The sequence below is a fragment of the Aeromonas sp. QDB23 genome, from assembly GCF_027707745.1.
Taxonomy (GTDB): Bacteria; Pseudomonadota; Gammaproteobacteria; order Enterobacterales; family Aeromonadaceae; genus Aeromonas; species Aeromonas allosaccharophila.
Genome location: NZ_JAPCJA010000009.1, coordinates 23,545 through 49,794, shown reverse-complemented (window position 1 = coordinate 49,794; position 26,250 = coordinate 23,545). Strand labels below are relative to the sequence as shown.

The 26,250-nt window shown below is 59.3% G+C and carries 24 protein-coding genes; 20 read left to right on the top strand and 4 right to left on the bottom strand.

Annotated elements, in window-relative coordinates; translation table 11 throughout:
• Positions 1–16: 16 nt before the first annotated feature.
• The 19 genes from mshE to tldD all read left to right on the top strand — a co-directional run bounded on the left by mshE (position 17) and on the right by tldD (position 22,336).
• Positions 17–1,726 (top strand): MSHA fimbrial ATPase MshE, encoded by a 1,710-nt coding sequence (mshE, locus tag PG888_RS06340; protein ID WP_042057133.1) that lies wholly within the window; start codon positions 17–19, stop codon positions 1,724–1,726.
• 3 nt (positions 1,727–1,729) lie between these two features.
• A complete protein-coding gene (locus tag PG888_RS06335) occupies positions 1,730–2,950 on the top strand; it encodes a type II secretion system F family protein (RefSeq protein ID WP_270692995.1) in 1,221 nt (406 codons plus the stop codon).
• Between the two features lie 77 nt (positions 2,951–3,027).
• Entirely contained in the window at positions 3,028–3,489 is a 462-nt protein-coding gene (locus PG888_RS06330; protein WP_270692994.1) for a hypothetical protein, read from the top strand.
• Between the two features lie 77 nt (positions 3,490–3,566).
• The gene (locus tag PG888_RS06325; RefSeq protein ID WP_270692993.1) at positions 3,567–4,238 is read left to right on the top strand and encodes a type II secretion system protein; all 672 of its coding nucleotides are present in this window, start codon (positions 3,567–3,569) and stop codon (positions 4,236–4,238) included.
• Between the two features lie 14 nt (positions 4,239–4,252).
• Positions 4,253–4,690: a prepilin-type N-terminal cleavage/methylation domain-containing protein gene (locus tag PG888_RS06320; protein ID WP_158110908.1), complete on the top strand. Its 438-nt coding sequence runs from the start codon at positions 4,253–4,255 to the stop codon at positions 4,688–4,690.
• A 57-nt stretch (positions 4,691–4,747) separates the two neighbouring features.
• The gene (locus PG888_RS06315) at positions 4,748–5,242 is read left to right on the top strand and encodes a prepilin-type N-terminal cleavage/methylation domain-containing protein (protein ID WP_270692991.1); all 495 of its coding nucleotides are present in this window, start codon (positions 4,748–4,750) and stop codon (positions 5,240–5,242) included.
• Positions 5,229–5,798: a type II secretion system protein gene (locus PG888_RS06310; protein WP_270692989.1), complete on the top strand. Its 570-nt coding sequence runs from the start codon at positions 5,229–5,231 to the stop codon at positions 5,796–5,798. The genes PG888_RS06315 and PG888_RS06310 overlap by 14 nt, the downstream gene beginning before the upstream one ends.
• Positions 5,798–6,727: a PilW family protein gene (locus tag PG888_RS06305; protein ID WP_270692988.1), complete on the top strand. Its 930-nt coding sequence runs from the start codon at positions 5,798–5,800 to the stop codon at positions 6,725–6,727. Before PG888_RS06310 ends, PG888_RS06305 begins: the two co-directional genes overlap by 1 nt.
• Positions 6,728–6,764: 37 nt before the next feature.
• Entirely contained in the window at positions 6,765–7,190 is a 426-nt protein-coding gene (locus tag PG888_RS06300) for an MSHA biogenesis protein MshP (RefSeq protein ID WP_270692987.1), read from the top strand.
• Positions 7,187–10,879 carry a DUF6701 domain-containing protein gene (locus PG888_RS06295; RefSeq protein ID WP_270692986.1) on the top strand — a complete coding sequence of 1,231 codons (3,693 nt, stop codon included), beginning with the start codon at positions 7,187–7,189 and terminating at the stop codon, positions 10,877–10,879. The genes PG888_RS06300 and PG888_RS06295 overlap by 4 nt, the downstream gene beginning before the upstream one ends.
• A gap of 204 nt (positions 10,880–11,083) precedes the next feature.
• A complete protein-coding gene (locus PG888_RS06290) occupies positions 11,084–12,124 on the top strand; it encodes a rod shape-determining protein (protein WP_005340051.1) in 1,041 nt (346 codons plus the stop codon).
• Between the two features lie 42 nt (positions 12,125–12,166).
• Positions 12,167–13,057, top strand: a complete 891-nt coding sequence (gene mreC, locus PG888_RS06285) for a rod shape-determining protein MreC (RefSeq protein WP_042057160.1) — start codon at positions 12,167–12,169, stop codon at positions 13,055–13,057.
• On the top strand, positions 13,057–13,542 hold the full coding sequence (gene mreD / locus PG888_RS06280) for a rod shape-determining protein MreD (protein WP_042057163.1): 486 nt from the start codon (positions 13,057–13,059) through the stop codon (positions 13,540–13,542). Before mreC ends, mreD begins: the two co-directional genes overlap by 1 nt.
• A 2-nt stretch (positions 13,543–13,544) precedes the next feature.
• Positions 13,545–14,132 carry a Maf family protein gene (locus PG888_RS06275; protein ID WP_058054199.1) on the top strand — a complete coding sequence of 196 codons (588 nt, stop codon included), beginning with the start codon at positions 13,545–13,547 and terminating at the stop codon, positions 14,130–14,132.
• A gap of 95 nt (positions 14,133–14,227) precedes the next feature.
• On the top strand, positions 14,228–15,697 hold the full coding sequence (rng, locus tag PG888_RS06270; RefSeq protein WP_005348639.1) for a ribonuclease G: 1,470 nt from the start codon (positions 14,228–14,230) through the stop codon (positions 15,695–15,697).
• The gene (locus tag PG888_RS06265; protein WP_270692983.1) at positions 15,698–19,588 is read left to right on the top strand and encodes a YhdP family protein; all 3,891 of its coding nucleotides are present in this window, start codon (positions 15,698–15,700) and stop codon (positions 19,586–19,588) included.
• A 49-nt stretch (positions 19,589–19,637) separates the two neighbouring features.
• A complete protein-coding gene (locus PG888_RS06260) occupies positions 19,638–19,958 on the top strand; it encodes a Dabb family protein (protein WP_270692982.1) in 321 nt (106 codons plus the stop codon).
• 37 nt (positions 19,959–19,995) lie between these two features.
• Positions 19,996–20,817, top strand: coding sequence for a carbon-nitrogen hydrolase family protein (locus tag PG888_RS06255; protein ID WP_182938846.1), 822 nt, complete (start codon positions 19,996–19,998; stop codon positions 20,815–20,817).
• Between the two features lie 70 nt (positions 20,818–20,887).
• Positions 20,888–22,336 carry a metalloprotease TldD gene (tldD, locus tag PG888_RS06250; protein WP_042032236.1) on the top strand — a complete coding sequence of 483 codons (1,449 nt, stop codon included), beginning with the start codon at positions 20,888–20,890 and terminating at the stop codon, positions 22,334–22,336.
• A gap of 122 nt (positions 22,337–22,458) precedes the next feature.
• Here the strand turns inward: tldD and PG888_RS06245 are convergent, their stop codons facing one another.
• The 4 genes from PG888_RS06245 to PG888_RS06230 all read right to left on the bottom strand — a co-directional run bounded on the left by PG888_RS06245 (position 22,459) and on the right by PG888_RS06230 (position 25,390).
• Positions 22,459–22,662, bottom strand: coding sequence for a hypothetical protein (locus PG888_RS06245; RefSeq protein WP_042057178.1), 204 nt, complete (start codon positions 22,660–22,662; stop codon positions 22,459–22,461).
• Between the two features lie 186 nt (positions 22,663–22,848).
• Positions 22,849–23,052 carry a hypothetical protein gene (locus PG888_RS06240; protein WP_042057225.1) on the bottom strand — a complete coding sequence of 68 codons (204 nt, stop codon included), beginning with the start codon at positions 23,050–23,052 and terminating at the stop codon, positions 22,849–22,851.
• 159 nt (positions 23,053–23,211) lie between these two features.
• Positions 23,212–23,934: a MarC family NAAT transporter gene (locus PG888_RS06235; protein ID WP_058054193.1), complete on the bottom strand. Its 723-nt coding sequence runs from the start codon at positions 23,932–23,934 to the stop codon at positions 23,212–23,214.
• Between the two features lie 139 nt (positions 23,935–24,073).
• Positions 24,074–25,390, bottom strand: a complete 1,317-nt coding sequence (locus PG888_RS06230; protein ID WP_182938847.1) for an MFS transporter — start codon at positions 25,388–25,390, stop codon at positions 24,074–24,076.
• A 180-nt stretch (positions 25,391–25,570) separates the two neighbouring features.
• On the opposite strand from PG888_RS06230, the gene PG888_RS06225 reads away from it, so the two are divergent.
• Positions 25,571–26,245, top strand: coding sequence for an adenine nucleotide alpha hydrolase (locus PG888_RS06225; protein WP_182939700.1), 675 nt, complete (start codon positions 25,571–25,573; stop codon positions 26,243–26,245).
• Positions 26,246–26,250: the final 5 nt, after the last annotated feature.

The window sequence follows — 26,250 nt, the reverse complement described above, 5'->3', positions numbered from 1 at the left end:
AGACATCGGAGCAAACATGGCACAACCCAGACTGAAAATGCGCCTCGGCGACCTGCTGGTACAAGAGCAGATCATCTCTGATGATCAGCTGCAGCTTGCCCTGCAGCAGCAGCGTCAGACCGGCCGCAAGCTGGGCACCACCCTGATTGACCTCGGCTTTATCAGCGAGGTGCAGCTGCTACAGTTCCTCGCCCGCCAGCTGGATGTGCCCTTCTTCGATCTCAACAACCTCACCATCGACGCCGCCGCGGTGCCGCTGCTGCCCGAAGTGCAGGCGCGCCGTTATCGGGCGCTGGCGGTCAATCTCACCGACAACAAGGTGACGGTGGCGATGTCGGATCCTGCGGATCTGAGCGCACTGGATGCCATCGCCGCCCTGCTCAGCCCGCGCATCATGGTGCTGGCGGTGGCGCGGGAAGGGCAGCTGCTGGAGTATTTTGACCGCCTCTATCGCCGCACCCGCGAGATCGAGAGCTTCGCCGAACAGCTGCAGGAGGAGTATCAGGACTCCGGCTTCGAGCTGGGCTCCAGCAATCTGGGTGCCAATGACGAGGGGGAGGCGACGGTAGCCAAGCTGCTGCGCTCCCTGTTCGAAGATGCGGTGCAGGTGGGGGCATCGGATATCCACATCGAGCCGGACGAAAAGGTGTTGCGCATTCGTCAGCGGATCGACGGCATCCTCCACGAGAACATCCTCAACGAGGTGCGCATCGCTCAGGCGCTGGTGTTGCGTCTCAAGCTGGTGGCGGGGCTCGATATTTCCGAGAAGCGCTTGCCCCAGGATGGCCGTTTTAACATGAAGGTGCGCGGTCGCGATGTGGATGTGCGGATGTCCACCATGCCGGTGCAATATGGCGAGTCGGTGGTGATGCGTCTGCTGGATCAATCCTCCGGCATCCTGTCGCTGACCGAGACCGGCATGCCGCCGGAGATCCTGACCCGTTTCCGCCGCCAGCTCAAACGCCCGCACGGGATGATCCTGGTGACCGGCCCGACCGGTAGCGGCAAGACCACCACCCTCTATGGCGCGCTTTCCGAGCTCAACCAGTCCAGCCACAAGATCATCACGGTAGAAGACCCGGTGGAGTATCGCTTGCCCCGCGTCAATCAGGTGCAGGTCAACCCCAAGATTGGCCTCACGTTTTCTCACGTGTTGCGCTCCACTCTGCGTCAGGATCCGGACATCCTGCTGGTGGGTGAGATGCGGGACAACGAGACGGTAGAGATCGGCTTGCGTGGCGCCATCACCGGTCACCTGGTGCTGACCACCCTGCACACCAACGATGCGGTGACCAGTGCGCTGCGTCTGATTGACATGGGAGCGCCCGGCTATCTGGTGGCGAGCGCCCTGCGGGCGGTGGTCGCCCAGCGGCTGGTGCGGCGGGTATGTGAGCACTGCGTCGAGGAGAAGGCGCCCGACGAAGGGCAGGCCACTTGGCTCACCGTGCTCTCCGGCGAGGCGCCTGGCCAGCATACCTATCACAAGGGCCGGGGTTGCCAGAGCTGCAACTTTACCGGTTATTCCGGCCGGATCGGAGTCTACGAGCTGCTGGAGCTGGATCAGCCGATGATGGATGCCCTGCGCCGCAACGATGCAGAAGGGTTCGCCAAGGCGGCCCGTCAACACGAACACTACCGGCCGCTGGCCCTCACAGCCCTCGATTATGCCCGTCAGGGGATCACCTCGGTGGATGAGGTGCTGCGACTGGCCGAGGATTTGGGGTAAGCGATGGCTAACTTTGCCTACAAGGGGCGTGACAGCCAGGGCAACGCCACCAGTGGCGTGGTCGAAGCGGCCAACGAGATGGCGGCCGCCGAGCAGCTGATGCGCCGCGGGGTGATGCCGACCGAGCTCAAACCGGGCAAGGCCAAATCCGCCGTCATCGACTGGTCACTGCTGCTGGAAGGGGGCATCAAGCTGGATGAGCTGGTGATCTTCAGCCGCCAGATGTATGCCCTGACCCGGGCCGGGATCCCGATCCTGCGCGCCATCTCCGGGTTGGAGGAGAGCACTCACAGCAAGCCGCTCAAGCGGGCGCTGCACTCGCTGGGGGAAGATCTCGGCAATGGTCGTCCGCTGTCGAGCTCGATGCAGGCGCATCCCAAGGTATTTAGCAGCCTGTTTGTTGCCATCATCCATGTGGGTGAGAACACAGGTCAGCTGGAAGAGGCCTTTTTGCAGCTCGCCACCTATTTCGAGCTGGAGCTGGAGACCCGCAAGCGGATCAAGACCGCCATGCGCTACCCCAGCTTCGTGATGATCGCCATCGGTATCGCCATGGTGATCCTCAATATCATGGTGATCCCGGTGTTTGCCGGCATGTTCGCCAAATTCGGGGTGGAGTTGCCGCTGGCGACCCGCATTCTGCTCGCCACTTCCCACTTTTTTGTCCACTACTGGTGGCTGCTGCTCGCCATTCTGGCGGGGATGGTGTTTGGCTGGCGCCGCTGGGTCGCCACCACCAAGGGCAAGCTGACCTGGCACCGCTGGCAACTCAAGTTGCCGATCGTCGGCACCATCATAGAACGCTCCCTGCTGGCCCGTTTTGCCCGCAGTTTTTCTATGATGCTCAAGGCCGGGGTGCCGCTAAACACGGCGCTGACCCTGGTGGCCGATGCGGTGGATAACGCTTATATGGCGGGGCGGGTGCGGGATATGCGCGCCGGTATCGAGCGGGGCGAGAGCCTGCTGCGCACCGCCAGCAGCAGTGGCCTGTTTACCCCGCTGGTGATGCAGATGATCGCCGTGGGGGAGGAGACCGGTCAGGTCGATGACCTGCTGCACGAAGCGGCCGAGTATTACGAGCGGGAGGTGGATTATGACCTCAAGAGTCTCACCGCCCGCATCGAGCCGATCCTGATCGGGATCGTGGCGGTGATGGTGCTGATCCTGGCACTCGGGATCTTTACGCCAATGTGGGACATGATGCGCGCTGTTCGCGGCAAGTAACTCGGCATCTTCACGCTTGAATGGTGGGACATGATGAGAGCCGTAAGAGGCAAGTGATCGGTGGAGTCGAGGGCTGGATGAGCAGACAGACGCAGCAGGATGATCGCTGGCTGACCGGATATCGGCGGATCGCCGTGATCATCCTGCTGATGGTGATTGTGGCGACCCTGGTGCGCAGCTATCAGAGCCACCGGGAAGAGGCGCAGCAGCTCACACTCACCTTGCTGGGGGAGCAATTTGCCGAGCGGGCACAGCGTTTGCACGGCATTTGGCTCGATGAGCGGCGTCCGCAGACTCTGCATGCCGCTGGCAAGGGGTGGCAGTTTGATGCCCGAGGGTGGCCCCTGGGGCTGGTGCCGCTGCAATCCCCTTCGGAAAATTGCCGCCAGTTGTGGCTGGCTCTGGTGGGTGAGACGGACGGTGGCATGCCCCCGTTGCAGGTTCTGGCCCGCCCCGATGGCAGTGGTTGCGAGATGGGGTGGGATGGTTATTGGCTGATTTATCAGTTTTCTGACGGGCGGGTGATGAAAAAGCCTTGAATGAAGCTAATCATATGACCCAACTACATGATTTTTTTGGGCCTGCATGAAATAATGCGGGGCATTACGAAGGGAGCATGACAATGAAACCAATGGCACCAACAAGGCCGGAAAACGGGATGATGAGACGGGCTGCTGGCTTCTCCCTCATTGAGCTGGTGATCGTTATCGTGATCCTGGGGATCCTGGCGGTGACTGCGCTGCCACGCTTTCTCGATGTGACTGACGAAGCGAAAAAGGCCAGCGTGGAAGGGGTCTCTGGCGGTTTTGCTACCGGCGTTTCGCTGGTGCGGGCTCAATGGGAGGCGGAAGGTCGCGCCAAACAGGACAGTCTCAATACCGTGCTCTATGACGGCAGCCGCTTCTATCTGACTACCCCGACTGACAGCCAGATCAGCAACGGCGAGCTGTCGCCCGGCTATCCCATGGATACCGCTGCCAGCGGCAATCCTAATGTGGATCCGGCCAGTCTGACAGCCGAGCGTTGTCTCAATATTTGGGAGGGGCTGCTGCAAAACCCGCCCAAGGCTACGGCCACCTTCAATGAAGTGCGTGGTAGCGGGAATGACCTGAAATACTATGCCACCGTGAGTGGTAGCGGGCTTGATTCGGTCTGCCGCTACTATCTGGTCAATAGTTTGAGTAAGGGCAGTGATGGCAAGTATCAGGATCCGCAAGGCAAGACTGATGCATTTATGAGTTTCAGTTACCGCCCGGCATCCGGTCAGGTGACTACCAACATCAATTGACAGAGGAAAGTGAAATGAAAAAACAGGCGGGTTTTACCCTGATCGAACTGGTTATCGTGATCATCATTCTGGGTATTCTGGCGGTCACCGCTGCACCCAAGTTCCTGAATTTGCAGGATGATGCCAAGAAGTCTGCGGCGCAAGGCGTGCAGGCTGCCGTGAGTAGCTCTGCACAGCTGGTCTATAGCAAATCTGCATTGGAAGGCGAAGAGCGCGTCAGTAGTGCTGCGGTGACTGGCTCTGATGGTACATCGATTGATACTGCTTATGGTTATCCAAAGGCGACTGATGCTGGGATCAAAAACGCAGTGACTATCGATGGTTCTTGGACCGGCAAAGTTTCCAGTGCTCCTGGCAACTATGTGTTTTCTACTAGCAGCTCCAAATGTACCGTTAACTACAAGGAAGCAAGCGATACCTCCGCTGCTGTAACCACGCTTAGTGGATGCTAATTGTCGTGACGAGCGAGGCTTCGGCCTCGCTTTCTCTTTTCCCTGATGAGAAATCCCATGCCTGCAACCAAGGGCTTTACCCTGATTGAACTGGTACTGGTGATCCTGTTACTCGGGATTCTGGCCGCCTTTGCCGTGCCCAAATGGCTGGGCAAAGGCGGCTTTGAAACTCAAACCGTGCGTGACGAGCTGCTGACCCGCTTGCGGCTGGTACAGACCGTCAATATGCATGAGCCCGCCAACCGTTGCACCCAGCTGGTGGTTGCCTCTCCCCGTTTTGCCCACCGTACTTATGCGGCGTGTCCCGCCAGCGATGACCTGGATACCAGTAGTGGCTGGACTCCCCCGTTGGAGACCCGTGGTCGACTGATTACGCCCTCTGCCGGTATGTCTATCTCCCTCAATAACAGCAACAACTTCGTGCTGCGCTTCGATCAGATGGGGCGACCGTTGGGCACTTGCGCTGCCGGTTGTACCTTGCTGGTGAGTGATGGTCGCGAAACCAGTCGAGTCCAGATTGAGTCTGAGGGGTTTGTCCATGAGATCCCTTAAGCGCGGTTTTACCCTGATTGAACTGATCGTCGGCATCGTGCTGCTGGCGGTGGCCTTGACCGGTATTTTGGGGCTGCTGATTAATCAGGCGCCACAGGCGGTGGATCCGGTGCAGCAGGTGCGTGCTGCCCAGCTGGCCCAGCGCCTAGCTGGCGAGATCCTGCAAAAGTCGTTTGATGAAAAGTCGGATCATAACGGTGGCCGCTATCGCTGTGGCGAGCAGGTGGCGGGGGTGACCATCTCTCCTTGTTCCAGCAGCTATGGTCCTGATGGCACCGGCGAGTCAGAGCCCTACACCTATAACGATGTGGATGATTTTGATACCGCGGGCAGTTGGCAGCAGGCCAGCCGGTTTACGCAAACCAGCTGGGTTACGAATAATGATGATGAATATCGCAACTATCAGGTCAGGATTGCAGTAAGTGCCGCAGATTTTAGCGATGGCAGCTTCAAGAGTTGTGTAGCGCCCTGCTCTGTGGGCAAACGCATCGATCTGCAGATCAAGCTGCCAGATGAGAGCGTGCTCGACTTCTCCTTCTATCGGGGGAACTACTGATGGATCGCTCCGCTGTCGGGTGTTGCCTGCCTGTCCGAATGTCCGCACCTGTAACTACTTCCAGCGTCCGATTACGCCGACCGGCTAATCGAACCTACCGCCAACCTCGGGGTAACAGTGGCTTTACCCTGGTCGAGTTGGTGATGGTAATCCTGTTGCTCGGGATAATGGCGACCTTTACCAGCCAGTTTATCGGTATCGGCAGCCAGATTTATGGCGATGCCAGCAGTCGTGAGCAGCTGATGAGCGATGCCCGCTTCGCCATGGAGCGGCTTAACCGCGAACTGCGTGATGCCGTGCCGGGATCGGAGCGGATCGAGACGGCTGGCGGGGCATGGGTCGACTCGGGTGCCTGTCTGCGGTTCTGGCCCATCAGCACCTCCAGCCGCTATCTGGCGCTTAACCGCGCCATGTCGGGGAGCACGACCACCCTTGAGCTGGTGATGGCGACCCCGGCTTCTGCGGCCAACCCACTGGATGTGGATGCTACCGCCGTCAAAAAAGATGATCAGCTGATCGTCTTCCCCGTGCCGGACAAAAATGCCGGTTCGCTCACGGCAGGCTGCGATTATGGCCGCTGCGTGGCCAAGGTTACCGATGTGCTGACTCCCGTCTCCGGGGCGCAAACCATCCGCTATACCAGTGCCGAGAGTCTGGCTGGCCTCTCTCCCGGCAGCCGGGTCTACTTTGCCAACCAGCAGGTACGTTACTGTGTGGAAGGAAACACGCTCACCCGTGCCACTGCGCCCATTGGTGCATCCTTACCTGCACAGGGCGTGTTGATGGCGGACTCTCTTCGTATTGGCACCTTCTATCGGGAAGCCTCGGCGTTTAACGCCGAAGGGGAGTTTGGCATGCGCTTTGTCTTCGAGCGCAAGGGGGAGTCGGTCACCTTCAACCACAAGATAGAGGTGTTCAATGTGCCCTGATCCACATGCGTTCGGTCGGATGCGAGGCAGCGCCTTGATGATCGCCCTGTTTGTGATTGTGGTAATGGCGCTGCTGGCGGCCGCCATGGGGCGTTTTCTGGTCGATAGCGGTGAGAAAAATACGGTGGAGGTGCGCAGCGTGCGGGCTCTGCTGGCTGCCCAGAGCGGGCTGGAAGTGGCGCTCTATCGACTGTTCCCCAACCGTACACTTGCCCAACCGATGCCGCCAGCGGAGTGCCAGGCAACCAGCACACTGAACTTTGCCAGTAATCCCGGGCTGAACAACTGCCTGGCTGTGGTTCGTTGCGCCACGGTGCCGGTGACCTATAACGGATCTGTGACCAATGGCTATCGCCTCGAGAGTATCGGCACCTGTGGCAACTCGGACCTCAACAGTGCCAACCCTGATTTTGCCGTGAGCAGATCCCTGATGGTCGAAGCTTATGATGGAGGAACGCCATGATGCGCAAATTATTTTTGCTCATTATCTTATATGCCATGACACCCCCAGTCTTGGCTGCAATTGATTGTAATAGCGTTTTTCCTGGGCCCATTCAGAGTTATGCCGATGATGGCTCACTATATATGCAAAGTGGTGCTCGTGTAGAAAATTACAATGGCGTTGATGTGTGTTTTAAGCAAGTTAAAGCTTATAACGAAGAGATGAATACCTTGGCTTGCGGTGCTGGGAAGTGCCAGATAACGGGTATTGCGAGTAAGAAACAGGTTAGCCCGACTATTCCTAGTGGAACGGATAGTTCCAGTTATCTAATACCAAGTTGGGGGAAACCATCTCAAGTCGTATTAGGGAAAACACCTGGCTATGGGAAAGCTGTCGGTTCACGTTGGGATACCGGCTCGGTAACTGTGTCTGGTGACATAGGAACCGATGGCCTCGTGGGTTCTTTGAGTGTCTCAGATCTGTACGATACTTATATAATTAAAGGTTTGATAATACAAAACAAGGGTGTTGTAACACTACTGGCTGGCAAAACATATATTATCGAGGGTGATCTCGGTTTGATATCTGGCACAATAAAAATAACAGGTGGTGGTACGACTAGAATATATATAAAAAACAATTTATCGGCTCATAACGAATCAAAGCTGCAAGCTAGTCCTGAAATGGAAGTTTATGTCGGTGGCGATATTAAATTTACGGGGAGTAATACCCTAACAGGTAGCTTTTATGCGGAAAACTACGCAACTCTTGAGAATAACGTGACTCTTTTGGGTCGAGTGAGTGCGAAGCATGTTGAGTTGAAAGGCAACAGTAAAGTTATCTACGATGGCGGTCAGCCAACCCTTGAATGCTTTAGTGATAATTTTAGTGCAACCTCACTCGGGCCTGAGTGGGTAGTTAAAACCAGTAAAGGTACATTTTCCCCTTCTATTAAAAATAGCCGCTTGCGTTTAACTGAAAATAAAAATGATCAAGCCACTTCATTGACCTATCTGAAATTATTTCCTGCGGCTAATAACTTGGTGACGGTAGAGTTCGATCATTCCGCTTATGGTGGTACTGGTGCAGATGGTATTGCCATGGTGTTGTCAGATGCCAAGATAACCCCTCAACCGGGGGCATTTGGTGGGCCGCTGGGGTATGGCCATAAAGGCAGTGCTGCACCCGGATTCGCAGGTGGCTGGTTGGGTGTCGGTATTGATGAATTTGGTAACTTTTCTGCTGAAGGCGGTAGTAATAATCAACCTAGCCGCAAGAATTCAATTGCTATTCGAGGCTCTGGTACTGGTACTACGGGGTATAAATATTTGTATGGTTCACAGACCTTGAACCCGACGATCCACAATGGAAATAATTACCCTACCCCCCCCCATCGCTATCGCTTGACGGTTGATTCCCGTTCGGGGAATAAGACCATGGTTTCGTTGGAGCGAAATGTCGGTGCTGGTTATGCTGCTGTTCCTGGTATACCGACATTTGATGCCACCGACAAGGGATTAGGGCAGTCCCAGATACCCGAAAACTTTTATTTGTCGTTCACAGGTTCCACAGGTGGTTCGAACAATAATCATGACATCGACAATGTAAATATATGTGCTTTGAAAGTGAACCCGGTCGGAGTTCAGGTAGATCATTTCGAGTTTTCCCATTCAGGGCAGGGAATCACGTGTCAGCCAGAAGAAGTTACGATTAAAGCCTGTGCCAATGCAGATTGCTCGCAATTGATGTCAGAAACGGTGACGGCGGCACTTACTCCCCATCCTATTACGAATGGTGGCTGGTTGTCAGGCAGTGGTTTAAATAATGTCAACAATGGCATTGTGACCATTACTAATGGTGTCACCAAAGTGATGTTGAGTAATTATTCGGCCAATTCAATCACTATGGGGGTATCAAGTTCTACTCCGCCACTGCGGCCACCGAGTGATACATTATGTCGGTCCGGTTCATTGGGGCCTGCTAAACAATATTGCACGCTCCCGTTTGCCGATGCTGCACTGCGTTTCAATGTCCCCACCTTCTATGCCGGTACCTCGGGTGTCACCTCGATCCGCGCTATCAAATCAAACGATGCGGGGGCGACCAAGGTATGCGTGCCCTTACTGACTGGTGATCAGACTCTCCAATTTGCCTCGAGCAAGGTCGTTTCTGAAGCCAGTGGTGCCGTGCCGATGGTCAATAGCACCGCGATCGCGCCATCAGGAAACGTTAAGGTCGCGTTTAACAGTGATGGGGTGGGTCAACTGACCGTGCAGTACCCGGATGCCGGCGTGTTGCGACTGGATGCTACTTTCCAGAAGAATGATGTCACCGGCACCCTCAAGCTGGCCGGTAGCGATACGGTTGCTGTGATTCCTAAAGCGATCGCACTCCAGGCACAAGGACAAAGTGGCTGCTCGGGCAGTAACGACAACACATATGCGGCCTGCCCTGTCTATCGCAAAGCGGGCGAGTCCTTTACTCTGCAAGCGCGTGCCCTCAATGAGCAGGATCAGCTAACCCCTGGCTTTGCGACCAGTAATAAGGCGATCTCTTGGACGCTGTTAGCGCCGGCAGCTGGCGGCACCGGAACATTCTCGCCGACAGCGATCACGTTGGCGAGCGGGGTAGCAAACGTGACGGCGAATTGGTCTGAGGTCGGGGTGATCCGGTTAGGCGTCAGCAACTTTGTGCCTTATCCCGCTTATCAGGATGAATTACCTCAACTTGAGGCCGTGTTGCGATGGAGCGTACCCATCGGTCGTTTCGTACCTTGGGATTACAGCTTGAGTAATGGCGTTATCACGCCTGCCTGCAATGCCTTTACATACATGAGTCAGCCCTTTGCCAGCGGCTTTGTCCTCACTGCGCGCAATCTGCAGAAAGGGACGACACAGAATTATCAGGGGGCGTTCGCTAAAGGGGTTGCTGAGATGGTGGCGGCCAATGCTCTGGATGGGGTTGCGCGTGACAAGCGTATTACACTATCTCCCTCGCTCAGCTGGGCAAGTGGTATTGCGAGTGTTAATCAGCAGTCACCTTTCGGGCTGAATACCCGCTTTGATCGTGCTACTAGTCCAGAAGCACCGTTTGCCACGTTGAGCTTTGGTATCAAAGTCGATGATAAGGATGGCGGTACTACGCTGTTGGCGAATCCGAATATGAATACGGCTGTAGCAGGATCCTGCGCTGGGGCTAGTTGTGATGCGGTGCGGCTGGGCACTCAAAAACTGTTGTATGGCCGCCTTTTGGCCGGGACTGAAGCCGGGGTTGCCTCGGCGCCGCTGGCTATTCCGCTGAAGATGCAATATTACGAAGCGGGTAACTGGCAGCCGAACAAGGAAGATAAATGTACCCGGCTCTCTCTCGCCGCTGACGGCATCCGCTTCCTCAATCCGGGCCACTCGTTTGATGCAGCCACTCGCGATCTGAATCTGGGGGCGGGCCGCAAGATCAAGCTGGGGTTGGGCAGCTCGGCACCGGGTGGCGATGCTGCACAGGCAAAAGATGGCGAGATCCTGTTCCACTTTGCCAAGCCGGATATCTCGGTGCGCATTCCCTACAAGGTCGATTTGGCAAAACAGCCATTATCGCCGCTCTGGTTGTCTGACCCGGCCAGTGCCAATGATGGCAACCTGCAAGGTGAGGCCATTTTCGGCTCCAGCCGAGGTAATGACAGAATTATTTATCGGCGCGAAGTATTGCAGTAAATGATGTGTAAGGGGGGATGGCGCAACGGCATCCCCCTAAATCCTTGTTTATTAGCGTTTGCAAGCGTGTGCGAGTGAGTGATGACTCGCATTTTTGTCGCGCCTGATTGATTGGCGACAGTTTGAGCGCTTGCCCATTGGGGTGGGCATTGGTAAAGTTAGCCGGTTTTCTGCACCTCCAAATTCTTAGGATTTCCCGTAGCCATGTTCAAAAAGCTCAGAGGCGTCTTTTCCAACGATCTGTCGATCGATTTGGGAACTGCCAACACCCTGATCTATGTAAAAGATCAAGGGATCGTCCTTAACGAACCCTCAGTTGTCGCCATTCGCCAAGAGCGCGGGAACGCCAAATCGGTCGCTGCTGTCGGTCATGCCGCCAAGCAGATGCTGGGCCGTACCCCGGGCAACATCTCCGCGATCCGCCCGATGAAAGACGGCGTGATCGCCGATTTCTACGTGACCGAGAAGATGCTGCAGCACTTCATCAAGCAGGTTCACGACAACAACTATTTCCGCCCCAGCCCGCGTGTGCTGGTGTGTGTGCCGTGCGGCTCCACCCAGGTTGAGCGTCGCGCCATCAAGGAGTCCGCACTGGGCGCCGGTGCCCGTGAGGTCTACCTGATCGACGAGCCTATGGCTGCTGCCATCGGTGCCGGCCTGCCGGTCTCCGAAGCGACCGGTTCCATGGTGGTGGATATCGGTGGTGGTACCACTGAAGTAGCCATCATCTCCCTGAACGGTGTGGTCTACTCCCAGTCCGTCCGTATCGGTGGCGACAAGTTTGACGAAGCGATCATCAGCTACGTCCGTCGCAACTACGGCAGCCTGATCGGTGAAGCGACTGCCGAGCGCATCAAGCACGAGATCGGCTCCGCCTATCCGGGCGAAGAGGTGCGCGAGATTGAAGTGCGTGGCCGTAACCTGGCTGAAGGTGTACCGCGCAGCTTTACCCTCAACTCCAACGAGATCTTGGAAGCGCTGCAAGAGCCGCTGTCCGGTATCGTTGCGGCTGTCATGGTGGCGCTGGAGCAGTCTCCGCCGGAACTGGCTTCCGACATCTCCGAGCGCGGCATGGTGTTGACCGGTGGCGGCGCACTGCTGAAAGACATCGACCGTCTGCTGATGGAAGAGACCGGCATTCCTGTCGTCGTGGCCGAAGATCCCCTCACCTGTGTGGCCCGTGGCGGCGGCAAGGCGCTGGAGCTGATCGATATGCACGGTGGCGATCTGTTCCACTACGAATAAGACCCAAAGCCGGCCAGCGTGCCGGCTCTTTTTTGACGACCCATGAAACCCATTTTTGGTAGAGGCCCTTCGCTTCAGTTACGGTTGTTTCTCGCCGTCATCATCTCCATCGCTGCCATCGTCGCGGATTCCCGCTTCGGTGTGTTTACCCATGTCCGCGTCTACCTCAGTTCGTTAGTCAGTCCCCTGCAATACATGGCCAATGCGCCCGGTACCCTGCTCGACACCATGTCGACCCAGGTGCAGACCCGTGCCGATCTTATCGAGCAGACCAAGCAGCAGGAGCAACAGCTGTTTACCCTGCGCTCTCGCCTGCTCAAGATGGATCATCTGGAGCACGAGAACCAGCGTCTGCGCGAGCTGCTGGGCTCGCCGGTGCATAAGGAGTCCCGCAAGATGGTGGCCGAGCTGCTGTCGGTGGATTCCGACCCCTTCAGCCATCAGGTGCTGATCAACAAGGGGGCGCTGGATGGCGTCTATAACGGTCAGGCGGTGATCAATGATCAGGGGGTGATTGGTCAGGTGCTCCACGTGGGCTCCACCACCAGTCGCGTGCTGCTGATCACCGACTCCAGCCACGGCATTCCGGTGCGGGTGCTGCGCAACGACTTGCGTGCTATTGCCTCCGGCAGTGGCGAGCTCGACAAGCTTGAGCTGCGCAACCTGCCGCGCAACACCGATATTCAGGTGGGGGATCTGCTGGTCACCTCGGGTCTGGGTGGCCGCTTCCCGGAAGGTTATCCGGTGGCGACCGTGACTCGCTCCGAGTATGTGGAGGGCAAGCCCTTCGCCCAGGTCGAGGCCAAGCCGCTGGTGGAGCTGGATCGACTGCGCTACCTGCTGCTGCTGTGGACCGACAAGAAGCCTGAAGTACATGATGAGGATGGCGAACAGGCAGCGCCCGCTGCGTCCGCCGCAGGAGCCACTCGCTGATGCTGCAACCCGCCAGCGGCAGGATCTGGATCTGGATCTCGATCCTGCTGGCCTTGAGCCTGTCGATCCTGCCGCTTCCTTTCGAATTTGACCCCTTCCGTCCGGACTGGCTGGCCATGGTGCTGATCTACTGGGCACTGGCCTTGCCGCACCGGACCAACGTCGGCACCGCCTGGGTGGCGGGTCTGCTGCTGGATGTGCTGCTCGGCAGTACCCTCGGCGTGCGGGCGATGGCGATGGCCATCACCACCTATCTGGCAGCCTTCCAGTTCCAGAAGATCCGCAACTTCTCACTCTGGCAGCAGGCTCTGATCATCGGTGGTCTCTCGCTGGTGGGCAAGATGACGGTATTCTGGGCCGAGCACCTGTTCAGCCAGGCCAGCCTCAACTTCGCCTATTTTTGGTCGACGTTGACGACGATGTTAATATGGCCCTGGGTGTTTCTGGTGCTGCGCAAGGTGCGGCGCCGCTTCAACATTAGGTAAATATGAGCAAAAACAACGAACCACAACTCTATCTCGCCTCGGCTTCTCCCCGTCGCCGTGAACTGCTGACCCAGCTTGGCTACCGCTTCGAGGTGCTGAAACTGGATGTGCCCGAGCAGCGGGAAGAGGGTGAAAAGGCGCAGGATTACGTCTGCCGCCTCGCCCGTGACAAGGCGATGGCTGGCGTGGCGTGTGCGCCGACGGCGTTGCCGGTGCTGGGTGCCGACACCATAGTGGTGCTGGGCGACCGGGTACTGGAGAAACCGTCCGATCTGCTGGATGCCAAAGATATGCTGGAGGCGCTCTCCGGCAAGGTGCATCAGGTGATGACGGCGGTGGCACTGGCCAGCAAGGATCGTTGTGACGTGCGTCTGGTCACCACCAACGTGGCGTTTCGCAAGCTGGATGAGGCCGAAATCGAGGCCTACTGGCGGACCGGTGAGCCCTGTGACAAGGCCGGGGCTTACGGCATTCAGGGCATTGCCGGCAAGTTTGTCAGCCGCATCGAGGGGAGCTATAGCGCCGTGGTCGGCCTGCCCCTGCTGGAGACAGACCTGCTGATCAAGCATCATCTGGAACAGCTCAAATAATTTCCCGTCAGCTGTGCTCTGCTGCGTTTCTCCCTTGCGCGCGTTGTACCGGATTGGCTCTATAGAATTCAAAACTGGAACAGGCAAGGTTACTTATGTCGGTAGAACTGCTGGTTAACGTTACCCCCTCCGAAACCCGGGTCGCTCTGGTCGAAAACGGTCTGCTGCAGGAAGTGCATGTCGAGCGTCAGGCCAAGCGCGGCATCGTGGGCAATATCTACAAAGGCAAGATCAGTCGGGTGCTGCCCGGTATGCAGGCGGCGTTCGTCGATATCGGCATGGACAAGGCGGCCTTCCTGCACGCCTCCGATATCGTGCCGCACACCGAGTGTGTGGCGGTGAAGGAGAAGGAGCAGTTCCAGGTCGGCAACATCGCCGAGCTGGTGCGGCAGGGGCAGGACATCATGGTGCAGGTGGTGAAAGATCCGCTGGGTACCAAGGGTGCCCGTCTCACCACCGACATTACTCTGCCCTCTCGCTATCTGGTGTTTATGCCGGGCAGCGCCCACGTCGGTGTCTCCCAGCGTATCGAGTCCGAAGCGGAGCGGGAGCGTCTCAAGCGCACCGTGGCCGGTTATGTGGACGAGCTGGGTGGCTACATCATCCGCACCGCCGCCGAAGGGGTGGGGGAGCTGGAGCTGGAGCAGGATGCCGCCTTCCTGAAACGCCTGTGGCGCAAGATCCTCGAGCGCAAGCAGAAGTACCCGCCCTGCAAGATCCTCTACGAGGATCCCAGCCTTGCCTTCCGGGTGGTGCGCGATTTCGTCGGCGCCGAGCTCGACAAGATCCGCGTTGACTCGCGCCAGAGCTTCGATCAGCTCAAGCGTTTCACCGGTGAGTATGTGCCGGAGCTGGCCAACAAGCTGGAGTACTACCCTGGCGAGTCGCCGATCTTCGATCTCTACGACGTGGAGAACGAGATCCAGCGCGCGCTGGAGCGCAAGGTGGAGCTGAAATCCGGCGGCTACCTCATCATCGACCAGACCGAAGCCATGACCACGGTGGATATCAACACCGGCGCCTTCGTCGGCCATCGCAATCTGGAAGAGACCATCTTCAACACCAACGTCGAGGCGACGGCGGCCATCGCCCGCCATCTGCGCCTGCGCAACCTCGGCGGCATCATCATCATCGACTTCATCGACATGCAGTCGGAAGATCACCGTCGTCGGGTGCTGCACAGCCTGGAGCAGGCGCTCTCCAAGGACCGCGCCAAGACCAACGTCAACGGTTTCTCCCAGCTCGGTCTGGTGGAGATGACCCGCAAGCGCACCCGCGAGAGTCTGGAGCATGTGCTCTGCTCCGAGTGCCCCGAGTGCAAGGGGCGCGGTCGGGTCAAGACGGTAGAGTCGGTCTGCTTCGAGATCCTGCGGGAGATCATCCGGGTCAATCGCGCCTATGATGCGGATCAGTTTACCGTTTACGCAGCTCCGGCCGTGGCCGATTACCTCCATGGCGAGGAGTCCCACAGTCTGGCGGAGCTGGAAGTGTTTATCGGCAAGCAGGTGCGGGTGGTGAGCGAACCCCTCTGTGGTCAGGAGCAATTCGACGTGGTGATGATGTAATTGGTCTATCGCTGGCTGAGTCGGGGCTGGTTGGCCCTGGGGGTCCTGTTCGTACTGATGGCCATGCTGGTCACGCTGGTACGGGTTGGGGGCCCTTTGCTGAATCAATACCGGGAGAGCCTGATCCACACTCTGCTGGGTGATTCACAACTCAAGGTCAGCGTGGAGCAAGTGGGGCTGGACTGGACACAATCCGGCCCTGCCCTCGAATTGCAGCAACTCGCCATCGCCCCGGATTCGGGGCGTTTTACCGTACAGCTCGGCAAAGCTTGGGTGCATCTTGACTTCTGGCGCACCCTCAACGAGCTCAAGCCGGTGTTTGGCGAGCTGACCCTCAGCGATGGCGACATCACCCTCGATTTCAGCCAGCCCGCCAACAGCCGCGAGCCACAAGGGGACCCCCAACAGGGGGCCTTGCTGCGCTTTCTGCTGACCCAGCTCTCCACCTTCGATGTGCACAACACCCGCCTCAGCGTCACCACCTCCCTCGGCGATCTGCGGGCGCTCGACATTGCCCAACTGCGCTGGCAGAACCGCGGCAAGCGCCATCAGGGGGTCGGCAAGGCTTACCTCATCAACGGGGTGGGCGAGAGCACCATCGATCTGATTCTGGATATCGATGCCCCGACGGCGCGCCTCGACCGCCTCAAGGGGCAGCTCTATCTGGGTGCCCGCCAGCTCGATATCAGTCCCATTCTCGCCAAGATCCATGCCGGTGAGCCCAGCGTCGCCGGTCAGCTCGACTTCCAGCTCTGGAGCGAGTTTGACAGCGGCAAGCTGGGCAACACCCTGCTGGCCTTTGGCAACAACTACCTGATCTGGAAGGATCCCAAGGATCAGCGGCTCCATCGTCTCGGTCTCGATGGCGGCAAGGTTCAGCTACGCCGCGATGGTCAGGACTGGCAACTGGCCAGCCACGATGTGATCTTCAAGCTGGACGAAAAACCCTGGCTGCACAGCCGGTTGCAGCTGGAGCGGATCGGCGAGCGGGTGCAGGGCTATGTGCCGCAGATCGATCTCGATCAGCTTGCCCAGCTGAGCCAGCTGGTCTCGGCGATGTATCCCGCCCAGAGCGAGTTGCTCAAGCGGACCAGACCCAAGGGCAAGCTGACAGACTTGACCCTGCTGGCGGATGCCGGGTGGCAGGATATCTCCTTCAGCGGTGAGATCGCCAATGTGAGCCTCAATGCCTGGCACGACGTGCCCGGTTGGCGGGATCTCAACGGCGAGTTCTGGCTCACCCCCAAGGGGGGCAGTGCCAGATTGGCGCTGGCGAACGACAAGGTCGATCCTGCCCGTCACTTCAAGGTGCCGATCCCGGTCGATCGCTTCTCGGCCCGCCTCGACTGGTGGCGCGAGGCTCAGGGCTGGGTGCTCTACGGGCAGGATATCGCGCTGGATAACCCGGACCTGACCCTTGCCAGCCGCTTCCGTCTCGATCTGTTCGAGCACCCCTTCCTGGCCCTGACCGGCCGCATCGATGTGAAGAACGCGGGCCATGCCGATCGCTACTTCCCGCTGCAGGTGATGGACAAGGGGCTGGTGGATTACCTGAGCGGCGCCATCAAGGGGGGCAAGGCCAAGGGGGCCGACCTGCTCTGGTATGGCGAGTTTCGGGATTTCCCCTACGACAATGGCAAAGGGGTCTTCCAGGTGGCGGTGCCGCTGGAGCAGGCCACCTACGAATTCTTCCCCGGTTGGCAACCGCTCACCGACCTGCAGATCGATCTCTTGTTCCAGAATGCCGGCCTCGATATGCGCAGCCGCTCCACCCGGCTTGGCAAGGCGAGCTCCGACTCGGTGCATGCCTGGATCCCGGATCTCTCCCCCGGCGCCCACCTCTATGTGGATGCCAAGGTGCAGGGCGAGGGCAAGGCCATCAGCGACTACCTGCAGGACTCCCCGCTGGGCAGTTCGGTGGGACAGGCGCTGCGAGAGATCGAGATCCGCGGCCCGATGGCCGGTTCGGTCAAGCTCGATATCCCTCTCGATGGCGAGAGCGAGGTGAAGGCGAGCGGTGATGCTACCTTCAGCAACAACAAGGTGCGGGTCGCCAGTCTGGATCTGCCGCTGGAGAAGGTGCAGGGACGCCTCGAATATGACAACGAACAGACCCGCTTCAGCAATCTCAAGGCGAGTCTGTGGAACCAGCCGCTGACCCTCGACTATCAGGGGCGCCAGCATCCGGATCACTATCAGGTCGACCTCGATTTCAAGGGGCAGTGGGATAGCCGCCGTCAGCCTGCGGCCATCGCCTCGTACGGTATCCTCAACGGCCGCAGCAACTGGGGCGGCAAGCTGGGGCTGACCCTGCCCGACAGCAAACCGTTCAGCTTCCAGCTGGCACTCGACTCCAACCTGCAGGGGATGGGGCTGGATCTGCCGCTGCCGCTGGCCAAGAGCAGTGCCAGCCGGCTGCCGCTCAAGGTGATCGCCCGTGGCCGGGATGGCAGCGCCGATATTCGCGCCGTACTGGGTGCGGATGTGGATATGCAGACCCGACTGGTCTACGGCGAAGGGGTGCCTTATCTCAGCCGGGTGCGGGTCGATGTGGGTCAACCGGGTGCCCGGGTGCTGCGCGATGCCCCCATGCTGCTCGCCATCAACCAGCAGGAGGCCGACGTCGGCGGCTGGCTGGCGCGGCTCAAGCAGTGGTTGCCAGCGCAGAACCAGACTGGCAATGCGGTGGTCGGCCCCGCCTTCCTGCCACAAGAGTGGTGGGTGGATGGCCAGCTGGCCCGCGCCTATATCGGCAGTGCCACCCTCAAGGCGGCGCGCTTCACCGTGGGGCCGACCAGTCAGGCGACCGAGGTGATGATCGACAGCCCCGACGTGATGGGGGTGATCCGGCTGCCCGCAGTGGCCAATCGCCCGGTGGATGCCAAGTTTGCCCGTATCTACTGGTCCGGCAAGAGTTCGGATCTCAGCCCGGATCCCGATGCGCAGCAAGATAACGCCATCATGGCCTCCATTCCCTGGCTGACATTCAGCTGTGTCGACTGCCGCTTTGGCGAGCTGCCGCTCGGCGAAGTGAAAGGGGAGCTGGTGCCCGGCGCCAACAAGGTGACCCTCAAGGGGCTGGATGTGCGGCTGGCCGGCAGCCAGCTCACTGGCAGCATGGACTGGCTGGCCGATGGCAACCGGATGCAGACCCGCGCCCGTGGCAAGCTGACCAGCAGCAACAGCGAGTTGCTGCTCAAGCGGCTCGGTTACACCTCGCCCATCGGCGATGCCCCCGGCTCGCTCGCCTTTGATCTGAACTGGCAGGATGTGCCCTATCGCCCGAGTCTGCCGACCCTGGGGGGAAGTGCCAACTATCAGCTGGAGGGCGGCACCCTGCGGGAGGTCAACGACAAGGGGGCGCGACTGCTCTCCCTGCTCAGCCTCGACTCCCTGCTGCGCAAGCTGCGCCTCGATTTTCGCGATGTGTTCGACAAGGGCTTCTACTTCGAATCCATGTCTGCCTCTGCCACCATCAAGCAGGGTCAGCTCAAAAATGACGACTTCTATATGAAAGGGGCGGCTGGCAACCTGCGCGGTGAAGGAATCGCCGATCTGGTGCGCTGGCGGCTCGACTTCGATCTGAGCTTCTCCCCGAACCTGGGTGGCACCCTGCCGGTGGTGGCGGCCTTCTCCATCACGCCGGTGACCGGGCTCTATGTGCTGGCCCTCTCCAAATTGCTGGAGCCGGTGGTGGATGTGGTGACCCGCATCGATTTCCGGGTCTCCGGCCCGCTCGATGATCCCAAGCTGATCGAGGCGGGACGTAATCGGGCTCGGATCAAGCTCAACCAGCAGCAGAAACAGGCGGTCGATGCGGTGGTGCCCACCCTGCCAGCGGCCACCCCTTTCCTGCTCAATCCACAACCAGGCATTCCGCGTCAGCCTTGATGCTGGCGCCAACCCTTGCTTCGACCTGCTCACGCTCAAGGAGAGAGCCATGATCCGACATATTCTGCTGATCACCTTCAAGCCCGACGCACTCCCCGCCGATATTGCCGCCGTCAGGGCCGCCTTCCTCGCCATACCGGCCAAGGTCAGCGGCGTGACCGCGGTGGAGTGGGGGGAGAATGACAGCCCCGAGGGGAGGGATGACGGCTTCACCCACAGCGTGCTGATGACCTTCGCCGACGAAGCGGCCCGCCAGCGCTATCTGCCCCATCCGGAGCACGATGTCCTCAAGGCCATCTTCCGTCCGGTGCTGGCACGTATCATAGTGCTGGATTACACCCTGCAGGCAGGGGATGCTGTCACCGTCTGATGGTCCAATCTACAAGGCAAGCGACAAGGAGAGCGTCATGTGGTTAGCCGCAATACAGCTGGTATCTGGCCGTCACTGGCAGGATAACCGGGAGCAGATTGCCGCCGAGCTGGCGGCCTTGCCAACCGAGCGGCCGCTGCTGGTGCTGCTGCCGGAGAACTTTGCCCTGTTTGGCGAGCGGCAGGGCTATCTGGATGGCGCCGAGGCGATGGGCCCCGATCTGAGCGGCGCCGCGCCGATCCAGCAACAGCTGGCCGAGTGGGCCCGCGACTTTGGCATCTGGCTGGTGGCCGGAGCCATGCCGACCACCATCGCCGGTTCCGACCATATCCACACCAGCTCGCTGGTGTTTGACCCAAGCGGTGAGCTCAGGGGCCACTACCACAAGATCCACCTGTTCGATGTGGATGTGGCGGACAATCATGGCCGTTATCGGGAGTCGGAGACCTTCAGTGCGGGGGAGGCTCCTATGCTGGTGGATTCCCCCTTTGGTCCCCTTGGCCTCTCGATCTGTTATGATCTGCGCTTTCCCGAGCTCTACCGCCAGCTGGCCCGTGCCGGTGCCCGTGTGCTGCTGGTGCCTGCTGCCTTTACCGCCGTGACCGGCGAGGCGCACTGGGAGCCGCTGCTGCGGGCTCGCGCCATCGAAAACCAGTGCTACGTAGTTGCTGCCAATCAGGGCGGAACTCACGAGACGGGGCGCCAGACCTGGGGCCACAGCATGGTGATCGATCCCTGGGGTCGGGTGCTGGCCAGCAAGGAGTCCGGGCGTGGCACCGTGTTGGCGCAGATGGAGCCCGGATTTATCGACGAATTGCATCGCACCATGCCAGTGCTGACCCATGCCCGTTTGTTGTGATGGCGTGGCTTGTTGCCACCCCGTCGGCAAGACGATTTAAAACATCTCGTTACGAGAGTGGAGAAGAAGATTGAGTCTATTGAGCCAGGTTAGTGCCTCCCTGTTGGCCCCCAACGACCTCGACGAAGGGCGCCTGCAGCAGCTGCTCGGCAGCCTGATGAGCCATCAGGTTGAGTTCGGCGATCTCTATTTCCAGCGCAGCTGGCACGAGTCCTGGATGTTGGAAGATGGCATCGTCAAGGATGGCAGCTACAACATCGATCAGGGGGTCGGGGTGCGCGCCGTCAGCGGCGAGAAGACCGGCTTCGCCTACTCTGACGAGCTGAGCCTGCTGGCGCTGCAACAGTCGGTGACTGCTGCTCGCGGCATCGCCGCTGCCGGTGCTCACGGCAAGGTGAAGGCGTGGGCGCGCACCGAAGCGAACCTGCTCTATCCGGCCATGGATCCGCTGCAGACCCTCGACAAGCAGCAGAAGATCGCCCTGCTGGAGCAGATGGACAAGTTTGCCAGAAGTCTGGATCCCGCCATCAATCAGGTGATGGCCTCCATCAGCGGTGTCTACGAAGAGGTACTGGTGGCCGCTACCGATGGCACCCTGGCTGCCGATATTCGCCCGCTGGTGCGGCTGTCAGTGACCGTCATTGCCGAGAAGGGCGATCGTCGCGAGCGCGGCAGTGCCGGTGGTGGTGGCCGTTTTGGTTACGACTGGTTCCTCGAACTGGACGGGCTGGAGAGCCGCGCCTTTGGCTATGTGCGCGAAGCGGTGCGTCAGGCGCTGGTCAACCTCGACGCCATCGATGCGCCGGCCGGCACCATGCCGGTGGTGCTCGGCGCCGGCTGGCCCGGCGTGCTGCTGCACGAGGCGGTGGGTCATGGTCTGGAGGGGGATTTCAACCGCAAGGGCTCTTCCGCGTTTGCCGGTCGCATCGGCGAACAGGTGGCCTCCAAACACTGCACCATCGTCGATGACGGCACCCTGCCGGGTCGGCGTGGCTCCGTCAGCATAGATGACGAGGGGACGCCGGGTGGCTACAACGTGCTGATCGAGAACGGCATTCTCAAGGGTTACCTGCAGGACAAGCAGAATGCCCGTCTGATGGGTGTGCCGCTCACCGGCAACGGTCGCCGCGAATCCTACGCCGCCATGCCGATGCCCCGCATGACCAACACCTACATGCTGGCGGGTCAGTACGATCCGGCCGAGATCATCGCCTCGGTGAAGAAGGGCATCTATGCCCCCAACTTCGGCGGCGGTCAGGTGGACATCACTTCCGGCAAGTTTGTCTTCTCCGCCTCCGAGGCCTACCTCATCGAGGATGGCAAGATCACCGCCCCCATCAAGGGCGCGACCCTGATCGGCAACGGCCCCGAGGCGATGAGCCAGGTCTCCATGGTGGGTAGCGATCTTGCGCTGGATCGCGGCGTCGGTATCTGCGGAAAAGAGGGGCAGAGCGTGCCGGTTGGTGTCGGCCAGCCCACCCTTAAACTGGATCAACTCACCGTGGGTGGCACCCAGTAAGTCTTGCGGCAAACTGGTCACAGTGAAATCAAACCCCGGCTTTTGCCGGGGTTTTGCTTTTCAGGGGTCGCAGATAACAAAAAGCCCCGGTCGGTGGGCCGGGGCTGGCGAATTATTCGGTATCAGTTGACCGAGATGGCGCGGGCGTCGATGAAGTAACGGGCCTTGCCCTGTTTATCGATCTGGATCTTGGCGATCAGCCTCTCTTGCTGCTTGTGTTCCCACAGCTGCTCTACTTTGGCAAGGGCTGGATTGACAATGCCGAGCACATTCAAATACTCGTGAAACAGGCTATGACTACCAATTTCGGTCAGCATCTTGGTCATCTGGACACTCTTCTGGAACAAGGGGGGCGGATACAAGATAGCCATGTCGAGCTGAATGATTGCTGTACAAAAAACAAACAACAAATGGCTTGTCGTCATAGCAGAGATGAGGCCGGTCATTGAGTACGGGATTGCGGACAACAAAAAGCCCCGGTCGGCGGACCGGGGCTGGCGGATTATTCGGTATCAGTTGACGGATATGGCGCGGGCGTCGATGAAGTAGCGGGCGTTACCCTGTTTGTCGATCTGGATCTTGGCGACCAGCTGCTCTTGCGCTTTATATTCCCAGCGCTGTTCGATCTTGGCGAGGGATGGGCTCGCAATCCCAACCACATTCAGGTACTCGTGAAACAGGCTATGGCTCCCTATTTCGGTCAGCATCTTGTCCATCTGCATACTCTCCTGAAATTGAGTGGGTATTCATCAACAAACCTATCAGCATCCGTCTGAACAAAGTCTGTATGAAAAACAAACTAACTCATTTGTGTGTCAATAACATGATCAGGAACAAGATCAGTGCAGATCGTCAGGGACTTTTTGATACCGTTTTCAATCAGAGCTGGTGGGCTTTTGCGGCAAGTGATCAAAAGTGCCGGAAACCTGCGGTAGCGCCGGTGTGCTCTGTACGGCGCCCCCACCGTGGAATACCGGATCCTGTGCTACTTCCTTGATGCCATTGATGCAAAATTGCATACCCATGCAAACCAGCAGGAAGCCCATGATGCGGGTCATGGCGTCGATGCCGGTGTCGCCGAGGATCTTGCAGACCGGATCCGCCAGCTTCAATACTCCCCAGCTGATCAGGCTCATCAGGGCAAAAGCCGTCACCATGCCGCCGTAGATGGTGAGCCGATTGTACTCGCCGGGCAGCTCGGCGATCTGGGCGGCACCGCTGATCACCAGTGCCATGGTGCCCGGCCCGCACATGCTGGGCATGGTGAGCGGCACGAACGCGATGCTCTGGTTGATGTCTACCCCGCTTGCCTGACTGGGGGCGGGAAACAACATGCGAAAACCGATAAAGCCGATGATGAGGCCACCGGCCAGTCGCAAGCCCGGAATGGAGATCCCGAACAGATCCAGAACCGAGGATCCGATAAAGAAGGTGATGCAGAGGGTGCAGAACAGATAGATGGCGGCCAGGTTGACCTGGCGGCGCACGTGTTCGCGCGACATCCCCTTGCTCAGCCCCAGCAGCAGGGTGGCCGTGGTGGGCGGGTTGACCATGGGCAGCAGCGCCAGCAAGGCGATAAAGACGACCTGAAAGAACATATTGGGCCTCTGATAGCAGGAGTGAATAGGAACGCCATGAGGCAGGCTGTCACCTGACTCAAGAGGGAGGCTATCTTATGCTGGCCAAACTGAACACAAGCAGTACAAAAAAGCCCCGAATCAGATTCGGGGCTCGGGGTCAGGCGGGTTGGGGTTGCTGCTGCCGGATGGCGCGCTGCTGGAACCAGAGCCAGAGGCCGATGGCAAAGCCAAGCACCGCCAGACTCACCACATAGTGGGAGGGGGCCAGCATGTCGCTCTTCATCCAGAGGGTCACTGCCATCGGGGTGAGGCCGCCGAAGATGGCGTAGGCAACGTTGTAGGAGAACGACAGACCGGAGAAGCGCACCACCGGCGGAAACGCATTGACCATCACGTAAGGCACGGCGCCGACAATCCCGACCGCAAAGCCCGCCAGCATGTAGAGCGGCACCAGCTGGCTCGTACCGGTCGCCAGACCGTGATAGAAGGCGTAACTGGAACCTGCCAGCAGCAGGGAGCCAAACATGAAGGTGATACCGCTGCCCAGCAGGTCGATCAGTCGGCCATAGACGATGCAGCCGAGGGTCAGTGCCACGATGGCCAGCGAGTTGGCGGTCAGGGCGTCAGCCGGGCTGATGCCATAGACCTTCTGCAGATAGGTGGGGGTCATCAGGATCACCACCACTATCCCGGCGGAGAGCAGCCAGGTGAGCAGCATGGAGACCACCACGCTGCTCTTGTGGCTGCGCAGTACCGTCTTGAGGGGCAACTCGTCGGCCAGCGCCTTGTTGGCCTGCATTTCGGCGAAGACCGGGGTCTCGTGCAGCCAGCGGCGCAAGTACATGGCGACGATGCCGAAGATACCGCCGAGCAGGAAGGGTACCCGCCAGCCCCACTCGCTCACTTCGGCCGGGGTCAGGCTCTTGTTGACCGCAGTGGCGATCAGGGAGCCGAGTAGGATGCCGGCCGTCAATCCCGCCGTGAGCGTGCCGCAGGCGACACCGACCCGACGGGCAGGAACATGCTCGGCGACAAACACCCAGGCGCCCGGCACTTCACCACCGATGGCGGCGCCTTGCAGGATACGCAGTCCCAGCAGGGCAATGGGGGCGCCGATGCCGAGCACCGCATAGGTGGGCAGCAGACCGATCAGCAGGGTCGGCAGCGCCATCATGAGGATGCTGAGGGTGAACATCCGCTTGCGGCCGATGAGATCGCCGAAGTGAGCCATGATGATGCCGCCGAGCGGGCGGGCCAGATAACCGGCGGCGAAGATGCCGAAGGTCTGGAACTGGCGCAGCCACTCGGGAATATCGGCCGGGAAGAACAGTTCGCCGATGACGACGGCGAAGAAGACGAAGATGATGAAGTCGTAAAACTCCAGCGCACCGCCGAGGGCAGCCAGACTCAGGGTCTTGTAATCCTGTCGATTGAGGGGGCGGGCGTGATCGTGTTGTTGTGCGGTTGTGGTCATATCCGTATGTTTCCCATCGGTTTTTTTAGTTATTGTCGCCCCGGTAAAGGGGGCATATGCAGGTGATCGAGAGTATGCTGCCTGCCTCTTGTGTGTAAATCGCGCAATTCGCAACACTGTCTTGCATCTTTTTGGGGCAACCTTTTTGGGAAACCAGAGCGCCCCGCTGGCGGAGGAATGATGGAAAAGAAACGGGTACTGCTCTCCTGGAGCAGCGGCAAGGATTGCGCATGGGCACTGCATCAGTTGCGGCAAGATCCCGCCATCGAGGTGGTGGGGCTGTTTACCACTCTCAATCAGGCATTCGAGCGGGTGGCGATGCACGGGGTGCGCAAGCAGTTGTTGACCGAGCAGGCCGCCTGCGTCGGGCTGCCCCTCATCACCATCGATCTGCCCTGGCCCTGCAGCAACGAGGATTACGCCCGCATCATGACCGGCTTTATCGCCGATGTGGTGACACAGGGGATCCGCCATATGGCCTTTGGCGACTTGTTCCTCGAGGATGTGCGCGCCTACCGTGAAAAGCAGCTGGCAGGCACCGGCATCGAACCACTGTTCCCGCTGTGGGGCAGCAATACCCGTGAACTGGCGCCGCAGATGGTGGCCGCTGGGTTGAAGGCGCGGATCAGTGCTCTCGACCCGAACAAGCTGGATGCCAGCCTGGGGGGCCACGATTTTGACGAGGCACTGCTGGCGGCGCTGCCGGAGGGGGTCGATCCGTGCGGCGAGAACGGCGAGTTTCACACCCTGGCCTATGATGGCCCCATGTTCTCCCGCCCGCTTGGCATTCGGGTCGGCGAGACAGTGCTGCGCGACGGCTTTGTCTTTACCGATCTGCTGCCAATCGAAGATTAATTATC

Coding starts and splice junctions, on each gene's coding strand:
- PG888_RS06330 (WP_270692994.1), top strand. CDS start 3,028: ATGAGCAGACAGACGCAGCAGGATGATCGCTGGCTGACCGGATATCGG.
- PG888_RS06335 (WP_270692995.1), top strand. CDS start 1,730: ATGGCTAACTTTGCCTACAAGGGGCGTGACAGCCAGGGCAACGCCACC.
- PG888_RS06240 (WP_042057225.1), bottom strand. CDS start 23,052: ATGGACAAGATGCTGACCGAAATAGGGAGCCATAGCCTGTTTCACGAG.
- PG888_RS06295 (WP_270692986.1), top strand. CDS start 7,187: ATGATGCGCAAATTATTTTTGCTCATTATCTTATATGCCATGACACCC.
- PG888_RS06255 (WP_182938846.1), top strand. CDS start 19,996: ATGTGGTTAGCCGCAATACAGCTGGTATCTGGCCGTCACTGGCAGGAT.
- PG888_RS06305 (WP_270692988.1), top strand. CDS start 5,798: ATGGATCGCTCCGCTGTCGGGTGTTGCCTGCCTGTCCGAATGTCCGCA.
- PG888_RS06275 (WP_058054199.1), top strand. CDS start 13,545: ATGAGCAAAAACAACGAACCACAACTCTATCTCGCCTCGGCTTCTCCC.
- PG888_RS06235 (WP_058054193.1), bottom strand. CDS start 23,934: ATGTTCTTTCAGGTCGTCTTTATCGCCTTGCTGGCGCTGCTGCCCATG.
- mreC (WP_042057160.1), top strand. CDS start 12,167: ATGAAACCCATTTTTGGTAGAGGCCCTTCGCTTCAGTTACGGTTGTTT.
- PG888_RS06245 (WP_042057178.1), bottom strand. CDS start 22,662: ATGACCAAGATGCTGACCGAAATTGGTAGTCATAGCCTGTTTCACGAG.
- mreD (WP_042057163.1), top strand. CDS start 13,057: ATGCTGCAACCCGCCAGCGGCAGGATCTGGATCTGGATCTCGATCCTG.
- PG888_RS06310 (WP_270692989.1), top strand. CDS start 5,229: ATGAGATCCCTTAAGCGCGGTTTTACCCTGATTGAACTGATCGTCGGC.
- mshE (WP_042057133.1), top strand. CDS start 17: ATGGCACAACCCAGACTGAAAATGCGCCTCGGCGACCTGCTGGTACAA.
- PG888_RS06225 (WP_182939700.1), top strand. CDS start 25,571: ATGGAAAAGAAACGGGTACTGCTCTCCTGGAGCAGCGGCAAGGATTGC.
- PG888_RS06320 (WP_158110908.1), top strand. CDS start 4,253: ATGAAAAAACAGGCGGGTTTTACCCTGATCGAACTGGTTATCGTGATC.
- rng (WP_005348639.1), top strand. CDS start 14,228: ATGTCGGTAGAACTGCTGGTTAACGTTACCCCCTCCGAAACCCGGGTC.
- PG888_RS06300 (WP_270692987.1), top strand. CDS start 6,765: ATGATCGCCCTGTTTGTGATTGTGGTAATGGCGCTGCTGGCGGCCGCC.
- PG888_RS06315 (WP_270692991.1), top strand. CDS start 4,748: ATGCCTGCAACCAAGGGCTTTACCCTGATTGAACTGGTACTGGTGATC.
- PG888_RS06230 (WP_182938847.1), bottom strand. CDS start 25,390: ATGACCACAACCGCACAACAACACGATCACGCCCGCCCCCTCAATCGA.
- PG888_RS06290 (WP_005340051.1), top strand. CDS start 11,084: ATGTTCAAAAAGCTCAGAGGCGTCTTTTCCAACGATCTGTCGATCGAT.
- PG888_RS06260 (WP_270692982.1), top strand. CDS start 19,638: ATGATCCGACATATTCTGCTGATCACCTTCAAGCCCGACGCACTCCCC.
- PG888_RS06325 (WP_270692993.1), top strand. CDS start 3,567: ATGACAATGAAACCAATGGCACCAACAAGGCCGGAAAACGGGATGATG.